This is a genomic window from Gilliamella sp. B2969 (genome assembly GCF_026536195.1).
GTDB lineage: Bacteria > Pseudomonadota > Gammaproteobacteria > Enterobacterales > Orbaceae > Gilliamella.
This window is the reverse complement of sequence record NZ_JAFNOP010000006.1, coordinates 52,963-71,347: the sequence shown is the minus strand read 5'-3', so window position 1 is coordinate 71,347 and position 18,385 is coordinate 52,963. Positions and strand designations below refer to the sequence as shown.

Here is an 18,385-nt window from a genome sequence, read left to right as displayed (position 1 = left end):
CCTCTAATTTTTATAACAATACTATATGAAGATGAACATGGAAAGGAATAAAAATGTATTATGGTATTTTGATTGCATTTGTCCCATTGTGTTTAGGTTATTTGATTAAAATTAAAGATCAAAAATGGCTAGCCAAAATTAATCAGATACTTGGCTATATGGTCTATTTTATTCTTTTTATCATGGGGGCTGAATTAGCTCAGTTAGACAATTTAATCACAAATTTACAGCATATTTTGCTCTATACCGCTGTTGTTTTTGTCTGTACTTTTGGTGGCAATTTTTTGGCATTAATCTTATTTGATCTATTTTTGCCTTGGAAAACAGCTAACACCGGCTCGTCGTTTGAATCTCGTTTTAAATTGATTTTTGAATCTTTAAAAGTATTTATTGCCTTGATACTCGGTTTTATTGCGGGTTTTTTACCTTTGTTTTTTTGGCAATATACTGGCAGCATTATTCAAATAGTGTTAGTTTTACTTCTATTGCTCATTGGTATCCAGCTACGTAGTAACAATATCTCGTTTAAACAGATTTTGTTAAATAAAATTGGTTTGACGACATCTTTAGTCGTGGTCATAAGCACTTTTTTAGGTGGAATATTAGCTGCTTTCATTTTGGATTTTCCAACTCGTGTTGGGCTTGCTATGTCATCGGGATTTGGCTGGTATTCTTTGTCCTTAGTTTTGATGACAGAAGCGCATGGTCCAATCATTGGTAGTGCAACCTTTTTAAATGATATTTTGCGTGAATTGTGTGCAATAATTCTTATTCCAACCTTAATAAGACGCTATAAACTTACTGCGTTAGGTTTGTGTGGTGCAACTTCGATGGACTTTACTTTACCAATGTTACAAAAAGGCGCCGGCATCACTATTGTGCCACCAGCCATTGTACAAGGGTTTGTATTGACTTTATTAATGCCAATTTTAATGACACTTTTTAATTATGGTGGATTTTAATGGTAAAAGCATTAGTTGTATTTAACTCATTAATCAGTCAGGCTCATTTAAAAACTTTTTTGACTAATTGAGTTGGATCAATGAGTAAAAAGCTGAATTAAATTAGCGGGTCATTTGTCTAAATATTAAATAGTTTTTAAACTCTTCTAAGCATCAACATCAACTTATTCATTTCATTACTCAGTTTTAAAAGCAATTTATTTATTTTGTTTTTAAACTATCAAGCGTAGCGAATTAAGCTAGGTTACCCATACAACTGTAAAATATTGCATAGAGTGATGCTTTTTATCTTTTTTGCTAATCAATACCTGAATCTTTTGTTTTATATGTAAACTTATGCTCATTTTAATAAAATAACGTTGATCATATATTTGACATCAACTATCAATCTGTTAACGGTATTGTTTTTTAGATATCACACTAATATAGCTAATTATTCTATTTTATTTTGCTGTCAAAATTATCACTATCTAAAAGTTAGATCTGAATCACAAATTTATTATAAAACAATTTCCGCCTTAATTTTATTCGATATAATTGAACAAAAGATTATTAACGAGACATATGTTCAAGAGGTAAGCATGATTAGTATTATTTTAGTCTCTCACAGTAAAAAAATTACTGATGGATTAAAAGAAATGATCGAAGAGATGGTCGATTCAACCGGTGATGTAAAAATTTATTCAGCAGGCGGAACAGAGGATGGACGATTGGGAACAGATTCAGTTGCGATTTATAACATCATCGAACAATCAAAAGATCACAAAAATATACTGATATTTGCTGATATAGGTAGTGCCATTTTAAGCACAGAAACCGCTATTGACCTTATCGAAGATGAAGCCTTAAGAAGTAAGGTGACGTTAGTTGATGCCCCCCTTGTTGAAGGTGCATTTGTTGCGTCAATACAAGCCATGGTTGATGAAGATGTTGAAGGTATTTTAGCTGAACTACAAAATATTTAAAAAGTGAGCGTTAGGATGAAATTTTTTCGAAGCTTTGTGGGTTATTGTATCGCTGGAATGATTGTAATGTCAGTTTGGTCACAATTAGGTACTTACGGCATTTTCGGTGGTTTTTTGGCGGCGGTAATCATTATTGGTCCAATGTGGTACATGAATCATTATATCAATCTGACTGGCAATGAAGATGATGCTGCTTTTGTTGATATGGGACTTGCTATTGCAGTATGTGGCATTATGCGCGATACCTTTATTCAAGGTGGGCATGCATTTGTCTCTTCTTTACCTACCATATTGCTTGTGATTGTCGGCGCTACTTTAGGGGGAATTACTGCTGCTTTCATTGAAAAAGATATGGCGAAGAAAACAGAATTTATTAATGAGAATCCAAGAGAACCTGGTTTAAGACGTTCTGATTTTGAAAAGTTGAAAGAAGCAAAAGAAAAGATCTTGCGTAGCAAACAAATCAAAGTTTTTCAAAAAAAGAAATAATTAGCTGAAATATAGGGAGCAAATGATGATGTCAATTAAATTGGCTATTGCAACAATAATCGGTGGTTTTATCTTCCCTTTTGTTATACGCATGGCATGGGGGCGTATGGTTGACAATTGGGGACCAATCGGTGGTTGGATGGCGGCAGCATTTATTGTTGGAACAGTCTGGTGTATTAATCATGGAATAGCAACGCCAATGATTACGCAAAGTGGTTCAGTATGGGTCGATCAAGGGTTAGCCGCTGGTGTTGGGATTTGGGTAGCCTCAGCTTTAACCGGTGGAAGCAAACGTAAATCAGTTAAAAATATTGTTGCAGCAGTATGTGCAGGTATTGTTGGTGGGTATGTATTATCACTTTTTTTAGTGAGTTAAGTAACAAGTAAAACATGTAAAGGATAGACCGAGGTGATGTAATGAGAAGATTAATTAATGATGGCTATGATGTCGTAGAAGAGATGCTAGAAGGTTACTGCTTAGCGCATAGTGAATATGTCGAATTAAAAAAAGCGTGTAATCGCGTAATCGTAAGTAAAAAAATCAGTACAGAGCCAAGAGTTAGAATAATTATTGGCGGCGGTTCAGGACATGAACCCGCATTTTTAGGTTATGTTGGCAAAGATTTTGCGGATGCGGCAGCAGTCGGTAATGTGAACACTTCACCATCTCCTGAATATTGTTATGAAGCAGTAAAAGCGGTTGATTCTGGTAAAGGATGCCTATTTGTTTATGGTAACTACGCTGGCGATGTTATGAACTTTGATATGGGAGCTGAATTAGCTGCCGATGAAGGTATCCGGGTTGAAACGGTGACAGTGACTGATGATATCTATTCTTCAAAAAACATTAGTGATCGCCGTGGTGTGGCGGGTGATGTATTTGTGTTCAAAGTCGCTGCCAGTGCTGCCGCCAAAGGTTATGACTTAGATAAAGTTAAAGCTTTAACTGAAAAAGCTAATGCCAATACTTATTCAATGGGTGTTGCACTATCATCTTGTACATTACCGGTTACCGGCGAAGTCATTTTTGATATGCAAGAAGGTGACATGGAAGTTGGCATGGGCATTCATGGTGAACCCGGTATTGAAAGAACTAAGCTAGAAAAGGCCGATGTCGTTGTGAGCCAATTAATCGATCATCTTTTACAAGACTCCAAAATAAAAGCAGGTGATGAAGTGCAATTACTGATTAATGGATTAGGTGGTTTGGCATTGATGGACCAATATATCTGCTACCGAAAAGCACATCTTTTATTAGCACAAAAGGGCATTAAAATCTATAAACCACTGGTGGGCAATTATGTGACTTCAATGGATATGGTAGGGATGTCTATCTCTGTTATCAAGTTAGATGATGAACTAAAACAGCTATTAGACCATCCATGTGATGCGCCTTATTTTAAAATTGCTTATTAACTACCAAGGAGAGGAAAAATGAGTGCCCTGATGCTAAATAAATCTTATTTTATCGAAACATTTAAAAAAATAGCCGATATGGCCGAAAAAAACCGTGACCACCTCAGTAAATTAGATTCTGACATTGGCGATGGTGATCATGGTATTAATTTGACCATAGGTTTTCGTGAAGTAGAAAAGCAACTGCCACTCTTGTCTGACTCAACAGCAGATATTGCTGAATTAATGAAGAAAGTAGGAATGATTTTATTGAGCAAAGTCGGCGGAGCATCAGGGCCTTTATATGGTAGTTTTTTTATGAAAATGGCAAACCATACAACTGGAAAACAAGCAGTAACATTCAAAGAGTTCTGTCAAATGTATCAAGATGGTGTTGAAGCTGTACAAATGCGAGGAAAAGCCGAACTTAATGATAAAACAATGATAGATGCACTGATTCCGGGGCTAAATGTTTTAAACAATTATAAAGAGGGTGATGACCCTGTAAAAACGTTAGAAATTTGCGTTGATGAAATGAAAAAAGGTTCCGAGTTAACTATTCCATTGGTTGCTAAAAAAGGGCGATCCATGCGATTAGGTGAACGAGCGATAGGGCACAAGGATGCGGGATCTGAATCAGCTTGGATGATTATGAATGAATTTTTACAGCAATTAAAACTCGAGAAGTAATTCTCCAGAAGTAAATTAATTATTTTAATTGAATTAATAATAATTAATTAGTTAGTAAATGTGTTTATAAGAGGATTTTAATATGGATAAGGTTTTTGTTAGTCCTAATAGATATGTACAAGGTAAAGATTTGCTGACTCGTGCAGAAGCATACATCAAACCCTTTGGGACCAATTTTTTAATCCTAGCAGATAAGAATATTTGGAATATTGCTGCCAATCAACTCGCCGATTCACTCGAAAAAGCCGAACTATCGATTACTAAAGCCATTTTTAACGGCGAATGTTCAATGGTAGAAATTAACCGATTACTTGATGAGTTTAAATCAAAAAAATTTGATGCAATTATTGGTGTAGGAGGTGGTAAAACACTTGATACGGCTAAAGCACTTGCCGCCAAATATAATATACCTAAAGTTTGTGTACCAACAACTGCATCAACCGATGCACCAACGGCTAAAGTTTCAGTCGTTTATACTGAAGATGGTGTTTTTGACTTTTTATGGCACCATTATAAAAATCCAGATTTGGTATTAGTTGACACTCGAGTGATTGCAAATGCACCGGTTAGATCGTTAAAATCAGGTATAGCTGATGGGCTGGCAACTTGGGTTGAAGCCAGAACCTCCATTCGTAGTTGCCATAAAACGGATGCTGGTGGTATTGCAACAATTGCTGGTGAAGCAATTGCCAGAGAGTGTGAAAAAACCATATTTGAGTATGCATTACTTGCTGTTGAATCAAATGAAAAAAAACTTGTTACTCCTGCATTAGAAGCTATTGTTGAAGCGAATACCTTACTAAGTGGCCTTGGTTTTGAAAATGGTGGTTTAGGTGCAGCTCATGCTATTCATAATGGTTTTACTGCCGTATCAGGTGATGTGCATCATCTAACGCATGGTGAAAAAGTGGCATATGGCACAATCGCTCAACTAGTGCTAGAAGGTCGACCAATTGCTGAGCTTGAAAGGTATATCGATTTATATATTAAGTTGGATTTACCCATCACGTTAGAGCAAGTGCATTTAGATAAAATTACAGAAGAAGAGTTTCAATTAATTGGCGAAAAAGCCATTGCTCCTGTTGAAACTATCCATAGTCTGCCTTTTGCGGTGACGGCTGATGATGTGATACAAGCTATCAAAGCAACAGATTATTATGTGAAGAGTTATAAAAAACGTTTAGGTATCGCCTAACACCAAAACAACACGTGCTTTTAGGTCAACTATCATTATTGCTTAAATAAGTTGCTTTTTGCCGTAATAATGAGAGTGTTACTAAAACAAGATAAATGATAAAAAAATGGGGAAGAATAGTCAGGTTAGTCAATAACTATTCTTCAACCCATTTTTACTATTGGAAGCCTATTAAAAAAAGCGATAAAAAATCACATTAATAAAAGGACAAATTATGAAAAAAATATTCATAGGCACCAGCTGGAAAATGAATAAAACCTTAGCCGAAGCATTGTTATTTTGTGAACAACTAAAAACCTACTATCCCGAAGATTTAAAAAGTCATATCCAACCGTTTGTCATTCCTCCTTTTACGTGTGTTCGAGATGTGGCGGAATACTTATATCAACACAACATAAATTGCTTAACCGGTGTCCAAAATATGCATTTTGAAGAATCGGGTGCTTTTACCGGTGAAATATCTCCAATTATGGTAAAAGATACCGGTGCTAAAATAGTTGAATTAGGGCATTCTGAGCGCCGTGAATTTTTTGGTGAAACCGATATGACAATAAATAAAAAAGTTCATGCTGCACTCAAACACCAATTAACACCATTAGTTTGTGTTGGGGACAGCGCTCAAGAAAAATCTTGGGGAGTCTCGAGTGAAACTGTTGTAAAGCAGATGAAGATTGCGCTATCGGGAATTGATCATAATCAAGTTAGTCAGGTTATGATTGCATATGAGCCGATATGGGCAATTGGTGAAAAAGGCGTACCGGCAACACCTCAAGAGGCTGAATTTATTCATCATAATTTACGTTTAGCGCTCTCTGATCTCTATGGTTCAGAAGTGGCTAATCACATGATTTTACTCTATGGTGGTAGTGTCAATCTTGAAAATTCGACCCAATTAATTGCTCAGCCCAATATTGATGGTCTATTTATTGGTCGTAGTGCATGGCAAGCGACAGGTTTTTGTAATATATTATCCGCTATAAATCAGCAACGATAATATTGAGAAACAAGGCGAACTAATGGATAGATTTGACGATAAACAAGAAGCAGAACTACTCACCGAGATAGCTGTTGCCTATTATGAGTATGAACAAACTCAAGAAGAGATAGCGCAACGATTTGGCATTTCGCGTATTAAAGTCGGTCGCTTGTTAAAAAAAGCTAGAGCTGAAGGGATTGTTGAAATCAATGTCAAATATCATCCAATATTTAGTTCACGGATTGAACAACAATTTGTTAACCATTTTGGTATTAAGCGTGCACTGATAGCTTTAGATCATCAAGATGAAGACGAACAGCGACGGCAAGTTGCGGCTCTTGTTTCTAACTATTTATCAAGTAATTTAAAAAATGGTATGACTGTTGCGGTAGGGCAAGGTCGAAATGTTGCTGCTATTGCCAGTCATGTTGGGGTGTTTCCTGAAAAACAATGTAAATTCATTTGTGGAATAGGAGGAACGCAACGAGTTGGTGAAATTATTGATGCTGATCATATTAGTCGAAGCCTAGCTAGAAAATTTAATGCCAGCAGTGAAACGCTTTATGCACCAGCATATGTCGAAAACCGCGAGCTTAAACACGCTTTTATGCAAAATCGTGTCATAAAAGATACGTTAGAACGTGCATCTAAAGCTGATATTGCTTTAGTTGGCTTAGGGGATATGAACGAAAATTGTTATATGGTGCAATTAGGTTGGTTTACCCCACAAGAGATCACCTATGCGACATTAAATCAAGGGGTGATTGGGGATATTGCTGGCTATGGTTTTTTCGATATTAATGGCAACCCAGTTGATACCGTAATGAATGATCGGGTCATTGGTTTAAGTATCGAAGAGTTACGTAATATTCCCTGCGTAATCGCTATTGCCTCGGAAAACACCAAATCAACCGCTATTTTAGGTGCGTTGAGATCAGGGGTAATTGATATTATTGCTACCAGTGCATCGAATGCAAGAACAGTGCTGAGTTTGCAGCAAAATACAGCTAAGTAGATAGCTGTATTAATCACATATTGGCGCTTTTATCTTCTTATTATCTTTTTCATCTTTCTCGTTGCTAACATTGGCGGGGAATTAACACCATTAGGTGATCCGCCGTTATTTATTGGTTTTTTTAGAGTTGATTTTTTGGGCTGTTAAGCAGATGCTTTGCCCGGTTAATATTATTGATTAATTGAAGATAAATGTTCCGCCTCCCCATTTTAAAAATGATTAATTTTGCTAACAAGTTTAAGAAAACAACGGTGATTATGTATAAAAATATTGTTTTTGGGGCTTTTAGCGTATTTCGAAAAACTAAAAAATAGCACAAAATTTTACCGATATTTATGATGATCTTAATATTGAAGTCAAATATAGATTGCAAAACATCAATTTGAAATACCGCAAAAATTGATGGTGGGGATGCATCTTATACTTTTATTTATAGAAGTAATAAAACAAAATTAATAACAGTCTATTTTTCAGATTAACTATTTACAAAAAATTCAGATCATTTAATGCAAAAATAGAAAAAAGCCATAACAAAGAATTGGTTTGTTCCACTTTTCGATTAATTGTTTTTTGTTATTCTTACAATTTTCTGTAACTAACGTCATTCCACTTTTAATCGTGGATGTTATCATTATACCGTATTGTCATTATTAGCTATAAAAGCTAGGTTCTACCAGAAAGCTATAGTAAAAATAAACCATGTGATTGGCAATATTTATACGAAAGCGTGAATGGCAGAAAGAATCGAATATTCAAATAGATATAAGCTTAGTTTATTGTTGTTGTTTATAATTGCAGATAGCACTTTTTGAACGCTTTGATAAAATAGTTGCAAATAAACGCTATTATCCCAATAGGAATTTAAAATGAGTGTGCAAATAGAAAAAGTTATATTACATAAATTAATTAGAAAAAGTGACACTGAAATCGAATTACAGCTTCGTGATTCAATGTTAAGCAATCAGCAAGCTGTGGTAAATTTAATTGAAGATATCAATCGTATCTATAACAACAAAAGCAAAGCTTATGGACTTTTTAATAGTGAAAGTTTGTTTGAACAATCGCTTAAAGAATTACGTTTAGGTAATCAAGATTTTCTCCACTTTAGTCAAGAATCAACTAAACAATTACGCAATGAACTTGCCAAATATCCGTTTGCCGAAGGGGGAACAGTCGTATTTTGTCATTATCGCTATTTAGCGGTGGAATATCTAATTATTGCCGTGTTAAATAGCTGTTCAAGTATGCTTGTGAATGAAGATTTGGATATTTCCGAAACCCAATATTTAGATATCGATCATGCCGACATTATTGCGCGAATTGATATAACAGAATGGGAAACTCAAGCTGATTCAAAACGCTATTTGACTTTTTTAAAAGGGCGAGTTGGGCGTAAAGTATCGGACTTTTTTATGGATTATTTAGGCGCTAGTGAAGGATTAGATGCCAAAGCGCAAAATAAAACGTTAGTTAAAGCGGTTGATGATTATTGCCAAGAGATGCAATTTGATAAACAAGACAAAAACGCCGCGCGTGAAAATGTTTATAACTACTGTCAAGGTCAATTACAAGCAGGCGAAGAGATAGAACTCAAAAACCTAGCCAGTGAATTACCAGTCAGTGACGATAACAACTTTATGCAATTTGTTAAAAACAGTGATTATGATTTAGAAGACACCTTCCCGGTTGATCGTAGCGCATTACGTCAATTAAAGAAATTTTCAGGCAGTGGTGGTGGATTAACCCTTAGCTTTGATTCCGATCTATTAGGCGAACGCATAAAATGGGATCCACAAACTGATTCTTTGGTGATTAAAGGTATTCCACCCAATTTACGGGATCAACTGCAACGTAACAATGGCTCAAATTAACTATTAGGATGAATAACAGTATGAAATACATTGGTGCACATGTGAGTGCTTCGGGTGGTGTTGACAACGCACCGATTAATGCCTATCAAATTGGTGCAACAGCGTTTGCGCTTTTCACCAAAAATCAACGGCAATGGCATGCAAAACCGCTAGAACCGGCAATGATTGATAGCTTTAAAAAGCGTTGTGAAAAATATGGCTTCACGAGTAAACAAATTCTACCGCATGATAGCTACCTAATTAATTTAGGTCATCCCGATGCTGAACAACTTGAAAAATCGCGCACTGCTTTTCTAGACGAAATGCAGCGCTGTGAACAGTTAGGTTTAACACTGTTAAATTTTCATCCGGGCAGTCATTTAAAACAGATTACTGTTGATGAATGCCTCAAGCGTATAGCTGAGTCGATTAATATGACTTTAGATAAAACCAAAAATGTGGTCGCCGTTATTGAAAACACAGCCGGACAAGGTTCTAATTTAGGTTATAAATTTGAACATTTAGCACAAATAATCGATCAAGTTGATGATAAAAGCCGGGTAGGTGTATGCATTGATACTTGTCATGCTTTTGCTGCCGGTTACGACTTACGCACTGAAAAAGCCTGCCAAGAAACCTTTGCTGAATTTGAAAAAATTGTTGGGTTTAATTATCTACGTGGTATGCACTTAAATGATGCCAAAAGCGAACTGGCTAGCCATGTCGATCGTCACGATAGCTTAGGTGAAGGTAATATTGGCAAAACTGCTTTTAGATATATCATGCAAGATTCAAGAATTGATGAAATACCTTTAATTTTAGAAACCATAAATTCTGATATTTGGGCTCAAGAAATTGCTTGGCTAAAAGAACAGATATCAGCATGAAAAAATTTTTATTACAGGGTTTATTTTGGGGATTCATTTTATCATCCCTTAATTCTTATAGTTATGCGGCAATGCTTGGCGAAAACAAGTTAATAGAATGGGATAAAACAACAATTCAGTCTCAATATCGGTCGGATATTCGCATGTATAGCCCATTTACTGTTTATAATATTGAAAATGAACCTGAATCTACTTTTGTTTCATTATCTGATGATGTGCATTTATATGATGAGAATAATCAACAAGCTATTATTTTAATTCCTGGAGATGAAAAAGAGAGTTACCAAAATGAACAATATTTACTGACAGATTCATACCGTGCTAAATTTTTTGAGTTGGCGGGTTTATCAGAAGACGATAAGGTTTTTATATACGATTATAAACATAATGACTTAACATCATTGCCGATTAGTCAGTTAAATGCTTTTGCTGTGGTGGATACGACTTATTATAAAGCTCCTTTTAAGCAGAACGATTATATATATGGTTTTAAATTAGATGAAAAACTATTTGATCACCATTCAGATTATCTGGTGTCTTTTGGTAAAGAGAATCCATTCGCTCAAGAACAATTAACGCCATTATCGTGGAAAAAAATTAGCAAAGACGATTTCCCAGTACTTGATAAAAATATTGAAATTGCCTCTATTGGATGTCATTGGCCGACAGATGACTTAGTAAAAGGGGATAGCTATTTGTCCGAAGTAAATGGTTTACAATTTTATCTACAAGACTATCAAAAGCCATCCGATCCTGATACGGTTTTAGAGCATTTGATTATTTTAGATTCGGATTCGAATATGATAACCAATGTTAGTCTTTGTTATAGTGAAGGTGGTGGTTTTAAACCATTGAATAATTTAGCAGATAAAAATGAACCAATAGAACAATGGACAGGTAAACTTTTAAAAAATGAACCCCCTGTTATTTTTGATTTTATTTATGGCAGCGCACCTCTTTTTCAATTTATTAATCTAAAGCATCAGTTTTTTGCGCCAAAATACTATTGTCTTGAATAATATTAGGTTTAATTTTGTTTAAAAAGTCATATAAGTTGTATTTAAATTTTGGGTGAGGAGTTAAATAATCCTCAAGATATTATAATAATATGAAATAAGTGAAATAAGGAAATACTTTGAGTCAATCTACATTACAAGCTAAAGATAACGATATAACTCCATATCAATCCATTCCTCAACGCCTGCTGCCAGATAATTTTCGACAAACCTTACAACAAAATATTGATAGGCAATTGGCAATAATAAAAATAAAGGTTGAGGATGAACAAGCAGTTAACAAAACTTGTAATGTTAGTCTTTCAAACCAACAGCAGCGTTGTGACATATTGAAATCAATAACCTCGAACGATCTTGATAATGTTTTTGCTTATTTAAATGGTTTGGTACCAAAAAACAATTTAGATTTGGATAATAATGAATTAGATATATTTGATAAATATGAATTGTCACTCGCCTTATACCAAGATAGTTTGCAACAACTACCTGAGTGTAATTTATGGCATGTATTACGAGCTTATTATTTAGAAAAGCCTAAATATGTCAACAAAGATCTCTCATCATTATTGGAACAAGAATTATATTGTCGAGTTGATCTGCGATTATTAGCTGATGTATTACAAAGTATTACTGGTAGCACGACAATAAAAGATAAGATTGCCGGTGCTTTTTTATTTTATTTTTCCTTACCTTTTTTAGAAAAATATATACTAAATCAAGAACATCTTATTTGGCCATTTTTTGCCGAAAATTTGCATTATATTGATCAGGCATTGGGACTATTCGGTGAAACTAATTTAGAATGTTATAAAACAGCAAATGCTTTAGCGATTCTTTCCCTTTTTCCACAGTTACCTAAACCGTATATTCCACTATTACAGGAGTGGGCTCTAGGCGCTGGTCGTCGCTTTCGTTTACAGTCACAGCTTATTTTAAACAAAATTCCTAATATCCATCTAGAAGTTGAAAAAGCATTATTATCAACAAAACAAGATATACGAATAGTTGCGAGTGATTGGTTAGCGAGATTAGGGGGGGATTCGTCGATCAAATCACTGAAGCGTGCTTTATCAATAGAGAAAAAAGAAGCGGTAATTGCATCTATTCTCAGCGCATTAAGTCAGTTGGGTGAAGATATCTCTTATTATTTATCGCCTGATTATCTGCTAAATGAAGCAAAAAAAGGATTGAAAACCAAAAAACCAGTCAGTCTTGATTGGCTTGAACCTTATATGCTACCAGAATTAATGTGGCAAAATGGTCAGAAAGTTGCTGTTGAAATTATTTATTGGTGGATCATCTTAGCGGTAAAATTAAAACAAACCACTGATAATGGCTTGTTTGATTTCTATTTAAAATTATTAGATGTAAAGAGCCAACAAAAACTTGGGTATTTTGTGGTGCAAATGTTCATTATACAAGATACAGAACTAACATCCGATAAGTACTCACGTTATGTCAGATCTGCACTAAATACCAAAGGCATGTTGGCTTTGTGTAAATATAGTGAACCTTATCAAATTGCTGATATTGTGCGTCCTTATTTAAAATTTCATTCCTCAAAACGTAGTGAAATATCAGCGGTATTTGAGGCGATTGTCACGATTAATCATGCGGTAATTACTCAACTAGTTTATTCTACTTCGCTTCGTTATAGTTCAAATATTGTTCGTAAAAATGCCAAAAAAATACTTGAAGAATTTGCGCAAGCGCAAGCATGCAGCCTTGAACAACTCATTGAAAGAATGGTTCCAACAGCTAATTTAAACGAGCGAGGTGTATTAGATTTTGATTATGGAGATCGTAAATTCACAGCACAGCTCGATCACTGTTTACAATTAGTGATAAAAAATGAAGCGGGTAAAATACTCAAATCGTTACCAGAAGCAACAAATAGCGAAAATGTTGAACAAATCAAAGCATATAAAAAATTACTAACCAGTAGTAAAACAGAGTTAAAACAAGTTATCAACAATCAAACAAAGCGGTTATATGACATGATGTCTATTGGGCAAGTGTGGTCTTACCAAGATTGGTTTGCCAATTTATACCAACATCCTATCATGAATAGAATGATTGAATCGTTGATCTGGCTTGAAGTCGATAATAACAACACAGTCATTAACAGTTTTAGGCCGACAGAAGATGGTTGCTTGATTAACATAAATGATGATGAAGTCACTTTAAATCCTGAGCATTATATTAAGTTAGCGCATAGCGTCTATTTGTCAGATGATCAAGTAGAAGAATGGTTAAATCATCTTAAGGATTACAAAGTTACGCCTCTATTTACTCAATTTGCTAATCATTTACCTGATTTGAGTCAAGTGATTGACAATAAACTAAATGATTATTATGGCAAGGTTATCAAGTTAAATACTTTAAAAAACATATTATACTCGAAAGGCTATCATAGCATTACTGACTGGGATTGTATTGATGGATTCGCTAAATTATATTCAAGCTTAGGGATTCGAGCACGTATTATGGTCAGCCAATTTTATCGTACAACAACAAATAGTGATGAGACTGTAAAACTTTATGATTTGTATTTTACTCAGCAAATAGGAACAATTGAAAAAACGATTCCGCTTGATCGCGTTCCGCAAATTATATTAGCTGAAAGTTATGCCGATTATTGTTTAGTAGCGAAAACAAAATAAAGATATTAAGAATAGGGAATGTTTAATAAAGTAAAAGGTAAAATTGCCTCACTGTTTAGCCGTTTTCAATCGCAGGTCAGTAAAAAAGAGATTGATACGCCGTCTGAACAGCTAATATTAACTATTTTGAATCTTTATGAAAACGCAATCAAACAATCCCTGAAAACATTTTAAGATATGTTATGCTAGGAGATAATTACGCAATTTTGAATAAATAAATTAACGCAAGATTGCCATTATAGCATTGATGACATAATGGATTTTATGTCTTATTCCTGTTCTTGGCTCGGTATCAATTATTGTTATTATTACAATAGTGATAGCGCGTCGCCTAATGCAAGGATCGGATTTTATGAACAATGGATGGATAATTATAATTAATAAGAAAACGACTGATTACACGCTTGGTTTAGTTAGAAATCATTAAAAACAATCAAATTATAACTAGCTTTAGACCAGCGGAAGATGGCTACTTAATTAATATAAATGATTAATAAAAAATATCCTGTATAGGAGAACCAAGGAATATGAAAGAAACACATGCTCAATCTGCTCAACAATTAATTGCAACTATATTTGAACCACTAACCACAATCGATAAGAGTTTGCCAGAGCGTATTACTCAATATGTTTTACAGGGGGATGAAGCTAACGTTTTAAGTGATTTAGAACAATTATGTCAAACTAGCGATAACGCTTATAAACTCTTTGAATTACTATATAGGCCCTGTGATTTTTATGGAACAAGCTTTTACGATAAACCAAAACCACCTAAAAAAGCCAGAATAGATTTTTATCAACGTTGGACTGATGACTATACACTTGAACAAATAAGGCGTTTTGGATGTGTTTTGAGCGCAATTTGTTACCATTTGCATTTAGTTAAATTAATTAACCAACAGTTGCCGGCATGGTTTTTATATCTTTTATATGATGGTTTGATTAGCACAATGCCCTCTTTTTGTAAAAATGAAGAAGACATTGAACAACGAAAAAGTTGGTCAATTGAACAATTACACCAACTACTCGAAATGGAACAAACTGGATTGGGTGAAAAGTTATTATTGGCGATATTTGATCGGCAAAATATGACGAGCAATGACCTAAGTGACTTTCAGTATTTTTACAACATCGATGGATTATTATCTTATATTAAAAATCATCTTAAATTATTTAGCCAGCTACCCGATCAGGATATTGCTGTTTTGGGGCAGGTAGAACAATTAAAGTATATAAAAAAGCATTCTGAACTTCAGCTACCACTGATTGAGTTTATTACTCAGCAAGCCTTACATACTGCCAAACAAGTCAGTCAATTAGCGACAGATATGCTAATGGGTTTTCCTGTTGAAGATGTGCAACCAAAACTACAACACTTTTTAACGTCGGGCTCGGTTAAACAACGTAGTAATGCCGCTCAATTACTGGCAAGAATATCATCAGATTCTGCAATATTACAACAAGCATTAGCAAGTGAAACCAATAAAACCGTTATTGGCTCCATTGAAAGCGCTTTGCTACGACTTGAAACTGCTAATAATGCAAAACAACAAACAAATTTAGTTATTCCTAGTTTTGAACCCATTATCGATATCGATTTACCATCGATGGCACAAGACATTTTACGGCAAAATTATCAAGACTATCACAAACTAAAACATAATGAATCATATGACACACTAACTGAAAAAAATTTAGATGATATTTATCATTATTTAAATGCTAAAATTCAATACACGACGTTACTTCAAGGGATTAATAAAAACGTCGATTATCATTTTTTACTGACTAAAAATAGACTACAAAATTTACCCGAATTCACCCTTTATCACTTATTTAGAGCAATGCGATTAATTGATCAAAATGGTGGTACTTATTGTTTTGAAAGGGTATATATAAAAAATGACGTTGTTAAAAATTTCGATCTTAGGCAAATCGCCGATGTAATGGCGAAAATTGATTATTGTCAAGATGTGCTCTATGCTGTTGCTTTACCATTTTTAACCAGTGAGACTTATCATCCTTTTTATGAAAATCAACCAGATAAATTATGGCCATTTTTTGCTGAACATGAATTTTTACTTGATGAAGTTTTAGGCTTTGCTGAGAGCAATAAATGTTGGTCCTACATTAAACTTGATAAAGTTAGTGCAATAAAAATATTACAACTTTTTCCTAGTCTGCCGACTAAATATGTTAATTATCTTTTTGAACTCGCACTAAAAGAAAACAAACTAATACGGCATGCAGCACAAAACACTCTAAAAGTCATTCCTAATATTCATGATCAAGTTGAACAAGCTTTACTATCGCCCAAACAAGAAGAGAGAATTGCAGCGGCAGATTGGTTGGCACTATTAGGACAAAAATCGTCAATTAAAGCATTACATCATGCATTAAAAAAAGAAAAACGCGAAATTATACAAGCATCACTATTGATTGCTTTAGAAAAATGTGGTGAAGACATAAGTCAACAACTAACCACTGAAAAATTATTAGCTGAAGCAAAACAAGGTCTAAAAGGTAAAAAACCTAATGAATTTGACTGGTTTGATATTAGCTTAATGCCTGCACTTACTTGGCAAAGCGGCGAGGCGGTCGAACCACAAATTATCCAGTGGTGGGCTTGGTTAGCGGTTAAGTTAAAAGAGCCCGTAAACCCACTATTAACGATTTATAGTCAATTGTTAAGTAAACCAAGCCAACAACAATTAGCTGAGTTTATTTTACGTAGTTTTATCAAGCAAGATACTTTAAGGCCAAGCATTAACGAAGCCGAAGCGCAAGCTAACCTAATGGCTAATCAACGCTTGCAAGAATACTTAGGTTATTATAAACAATACCCGAGTTTATATCCTGCTTATGCCAATATTACATTGGAACAAGTATTTGAACAGATAAAAAAAGAGACATTAGCTACCTACCTTGGTTCTGCAATTAAAGCAAAGGGTGTATTAGCGTTAACTACCGGTATTGAAGGGCGTATTGCTGTTTCGTTATTACTTGATTTTATGAAACATCACCAAAAACGGCGTGCTCAAATTGAAGCGATGCTAGAACCCCTTGCACAAAGTGATGATCCACTGATTACTCAATTGTTGCTCTCAATAGCTCGACGTCATCGCATGGCAACAATACAAGAAAAAGCACGTTCCTTAGTAGAAACTATTGCTGAACGTAATGGTTGGACATTAGACGAATTAGCCGATCGCACTATATCAACAGCTGGGTTGGATGAAAGTGGTGTGTTAACTCTCGATTATGGCGAACGCACCTTTAGCGCAACGTTAGATGATAAGTTTAAATGGCACTTAAAAAATGCCGATGGTGACGAAATTAAAGCCTTACCGGAAGCACGTAAAAGTGAAGATTCAGCTTTAGTAAAAGATGCGAAAAAACAATTTAGTAACAGTAAAAAAGAACTGACTCAATTACTGGATATGCAAATTAATCGTTTTTATGAAGCGATGTGCACTCAGCGCCGCTGGCGAGTTGATGATTGGCAAACCTATCTACAACCGCATCCAATTGTGGGTCGACTTATTCAACGCTTAGTATGGTTGGAACTCGATGAAAACGGCAATATTGTTAATAGCTTTAGACCAACTGAAGATGGTAGTTTGGTCAATAATCAAGATGACGAAATTGTGTTGAACGAAAATAATCATATTACCGTTGCGCATTCAGCGCTATTAACCGCTGATATCACAGCACATTGGCAAACTCATCTTAAAGATTACAAAATTATTCAATTATTCGATCAATTCAATCATCCATTACCGGATATTCGTCATTTTAAAGATGACATGATTGATAAATGTTATGGTTGGTTAACTGATAGTTTTACCATACGAAAAATCCTAACTAAATTGGGTTATAAACGTAATGATATACAAGATGCGGGTTACTTTGATAGTTATTATAAATATTTTGCTAGCCTTAAACTGTATATTAATATTGAATTCAGTGGTAGCTTTGTCCCTGAAGAAAATATACCGGCAGCGCTTTTCAATTTGTACTTTAGTAAAAATACAACGTTTAAAGATAGATTAATTGCACTTGATGAGTTACCGCCCGTGTTACTTGCTGAAGGCTATGCCGATTATATGGCGGTAGCAGATGCATCAAGCGGTTTTGATCCAAATTGGCAAGACAAGTTAATTTGGTAAGATTGACTAAATATAGCTAGCAAAATACTCACAATGTATGTTTAAAAGGCTGAACCAAAATACTCAATGATTACCAGTTTGTTACTGGTCGAAAGCTATAGTAATTATAGAAT

General features: G+C 34.7%; 15 protein-coding genes and 1 pseudogene. All 16 read left to right on the top strand.

Going from position 1 to position 18,385, the window contains the following annotated elements; all coding sequences use genetic code 11:
* Positions 1 to 53: 53 nt before the first annotated feature.
* The 16 genes and pseudogenes from J3U66_RS06720 (at position 54) to J3U66_RS06645 (ending at position 18,272) form a co-directional block, all read left to right on the top strand.
* Complete coding sequence (locus J3U66_RS06720; protein WP_267348492.1) at positions 54 to 962, top strand: lysine exporter LysO family protein; 909 nt, start codon at positions 54 to 56, stop codon at positions 960 to 962.
* A 581-nt stretch (positions 963 to 1,543) separates the two neighbouring features.
* On the top strand, positions 1,544 to 1,927 hold the full coding sequence (dhaM, locus tag J3U66_RS06715) for a dihydroxyacetone kinase phosphoryl donor subunit DhaM (protein ID WP_267332957.1): 384 nt from the start codon (positions 1,544 to 1,546) through the stop codon (positions 1,925 to 1,927).
* Between the two features lie 15 nt (positions 1,928 to 1,942).
* The gene (locus J3U66_RS06710; RefSeq protein ID WP_065799081.1) at positions 1,943 to 2,416 is read left to right on the top strand and encodes a Lin0368 family putative glycerol transporter subunit; all 474 of its coding nucleotides are present in this window, start codon (positions 1,943 to 1,945) and stop codon (positions 2,414 to 2,416) included.
* A 28-nt stretch (positions 2,417 to 2,444) separates the two neighbouring features.
* Entirely contained in the window at positions 2,445 to 2,792 is a 348-nt protein-coding gene (locus tag J3U66_RS06705; RefSeq protein WP_416379676.1) for a Lin0368 family putative glycerol transporter subunit, read from the top strand.
* Positions 2,793 to 2,833: 41 nt separating this feature from the next.
* The gene (locus J3U66_RS06700) at positions 2,834 to 3,832 is read left to right on the top strand and encodes a dihydroxyacetone kinase subunit DhaK (RefSeq protein WP_267332955.1); all 999 of its coding nucleotides are present in this window, start codon (positions 2,834 to 2,836) and stop codon (positions 3,830 to 3,832) included.
* An 18-nt stretch (positions 3,833 to 3,850) separates the two neighbouring features.
* Positions 3,851 to 4,501, top strand: coding sequence for a dihydroxyacetone kinase subunit DhaL (dhaL, locus tag J3U66_RS06695; protein ID WP_267348491.1), 651 nt, complete (start codon positions 3,851 to 3,853; stop codon positions 4,499 to 4,501).
* A gap of 82 nt (positions 4,502 to 4,583) precedes the next feature.
* Positions 4,584 to 5,696: a glycerol dehydrogenase gene (locus J3U66_RS06690; protein ID WP_065633494.1), complete on the top strand. Its 1,113-nt coding sequence runs from the start codon at positions 4,584 to 4,586 to the stop codon at positions 5,694 to 5,696.
* A gap of 214 nt (positions 5,697 to 5,910) precedes the next feature.
* Positions 5,911 to 6,690: a triose-phosphate isomerase gene (locus tag J3U66_RS06685; protein ID WP_267344586.1), complete on the top strand. Its 780-nt coding sequence runs from the start codon at positions 5,911 to 5,913 to the stop codon at positions 6,688 to 6,690.
* A 22-nt stretch (positions 6,691 to 6,712) separates the two neighbouring features.
* Positions 6,713 to 7,687, top strand: coding sequence for a sugar-binding transcriptional regulator (locus J3U66_RS06680; protein WP_065633492.1), 975 nt, complete (start codon positions 6,713 to 6,715; stop codon positions 7,685 to 7,687).
* 36 nt (positions 7,688 to 7,723) lie between these two features.
* Positions 7,724 to 7,859 (top strand): annotated as a pseudogene (locus J3U66_RS06675) (sodium:proton antiporter); the annotation flags it as partial.
* Between the two features lie 694 nt (positions 7,860 to 8,553).
* Positions 8,554 to 9,558 carry a nucleoid-associated protein YejK gene (gene yejK, locus J3U66_RS06670; protein WP_267344587.1) on the top strand — a complete coding sequence of 335 codons (1,005 nt, stop codon included), beginning with the start codon at positions 8,554 to 8,556 and terminating at the stop codon, positions 9,556 to 9,558.
* 20 nt (positions 9,559 to 9,578) lie between these two features.
* Positions 9,579 to 10,424 carry a deoxyribonuclease IV gene (gene nfo, locus J3U66_RS06665; RefSeq protein WP_267344589.1) on the top strand — a complete coding sequence of 282 codons (846 nt, stop codon included), beginning with the start codon at positions 9,579 to 9,581 and terminating at the stop codon, positions 10,422 to 10,424.
* Positions 10,421 to 11,443, top strand: coding sequence for a hypothetical protein (locus tag J3U66_RS06660; RefSeq protein WP_267344590.1), 1,023 nt, complete (start codon positions 10,421 to 10,423; stop codon positions 11,441 to 11,443). The genes nfo and J3U66_RS06660 overlap by 4 nt, the downstream gene beginning before the upstream one ends.
* A gap of 116 nt (positions 11,444 to 11,559) precedes the next feature.
* Entirely contained in the window at positions 11,560 to 14,103 is a 2,544-nt protein-coding gene (locus J3U66_RS06655) for a DUF4132 domain-containing protein (protein WP_267348489.1), read from the top strand.
* A gap of 18 nt (positions 14,104 to 14,121) precedes the next feature.
* Positions 14,122 to 14,277, top strand: a complete 156-nt coding sequence (locus tag J3U66_RS06650) for a hypothetical protein (protein WP_267344592.1) — start codon at positions 14,122 to 14,124, stop codon at positions 14,275 to 14,277.
* Between the two features lie 353 nt (positions 14,278 to 14,630).
* A complete protein-coding gene (locus J3U66_RS06645) occupies positions 14,631 to 18,272 on the top strand; it encodes a DUF4132 domain-containing protein (RefSeq protein ID WP_267348488.1) in 3,642 nt (1,213 codons plus the stop codon).
* The last annotated feature ends 113 nt before the right edge of the window (positions 18,273 to 18,385 follow it).

Bases quoted from the DNA above. Each gene is read 5' to 3' on its own strand.
- J3U66_RS06685 (WP_267344586.1), top strand. From the start codon at position 5,911: ATGAAAAAAATATTCATAGGCACCAGCTGGAAAATGAATAAAACCTTA.
- J3U66_RS06680 (WP_065633492.1), top strand. From the start codon at position 6,713: ATGGATAGATTTGACGATAAACAAGAAGCAGAACTACTCACCGAGATA.
- J3U66_RS06660 (WP_267344590.1), top strand. From the start codon at position 10,421: ATGAAAAAATTTTTATTACAGGGTTTATTTTGGGGATTCATTTTATCA.
- dhaM (WP_267332957.1), top strand. From the start codon at position 1,544: ATGATTAGTATTATTTTAGTCTCTCACAGTAAAAAAATTACTGATGGA.
- dhaL (WP_267348491.1), top strand. From the start codon at position 3,851: ATGAGTGCCCTGATGCTAAATAAATCTTATTTTATCGAAACATTTAAA.
- nfo (WP_267344589.1), top strand. From the start codon at position 9,579: ATGAAATACATTGGTGCACATGTGAGTGCTTCGGGTGGTGTTGACAAC.
- J3U66_RS06705 (WP_416379676.1), top strand. From the start codon at position 2,445: ATGTCAATTAAATTGGCTATTGCAACAATAATCGGTGGTTTTATCTTC.
- J3U66_RS06650 (WP_267344592.1), top strand. From the start codon at position 14,122: ATGTTTAATAAAGTAAAAGGTAAAATTGCCTCACTGTTTAGCCGTTTT.
- J3U66_RS06645 (WP_267348488.1), top strand. From the start codon at position 14,631: ATGAAAGAAACACATGCTCAATCTGCTCAACAATTAATTGCAACTATA.
- yejK (WP_267344587.1), top strand. From the start codon at position 8,554: ATGAGTGTGCAAATAGAAAAAGTTATATTACATAAATTAATTAGAAAA.
- J3U66_RS06700 (WP_267332955.1), top strand. From the start codon at position 2,834: ATGAGAAGATTAATTAATGATGGCTATGATGTCGTAGAAGAGATGCTA.
- J3U66_RS06720 (WP_267348492.1), top strand. From the start codon at position 54: ATGTATTATGGTATTTTGATTGCATTTGTCCCATTGTGTTTAGGTTAT.
- J3U66_RS06690 (WP_065633494.1), top strand. From the start codon at position 4,584: ATGGATAAGGTTTTTGTTAGTCCTAATAGATATGTACAAGGTAAAGAT.
- J3U66_RS06710 (WP_065799081.1), top strand. From the start codon at position 1,943: ATGAAATTTTTTCGAAGCTTTGTGGGTTATTGTATCGCTGGAATGATT.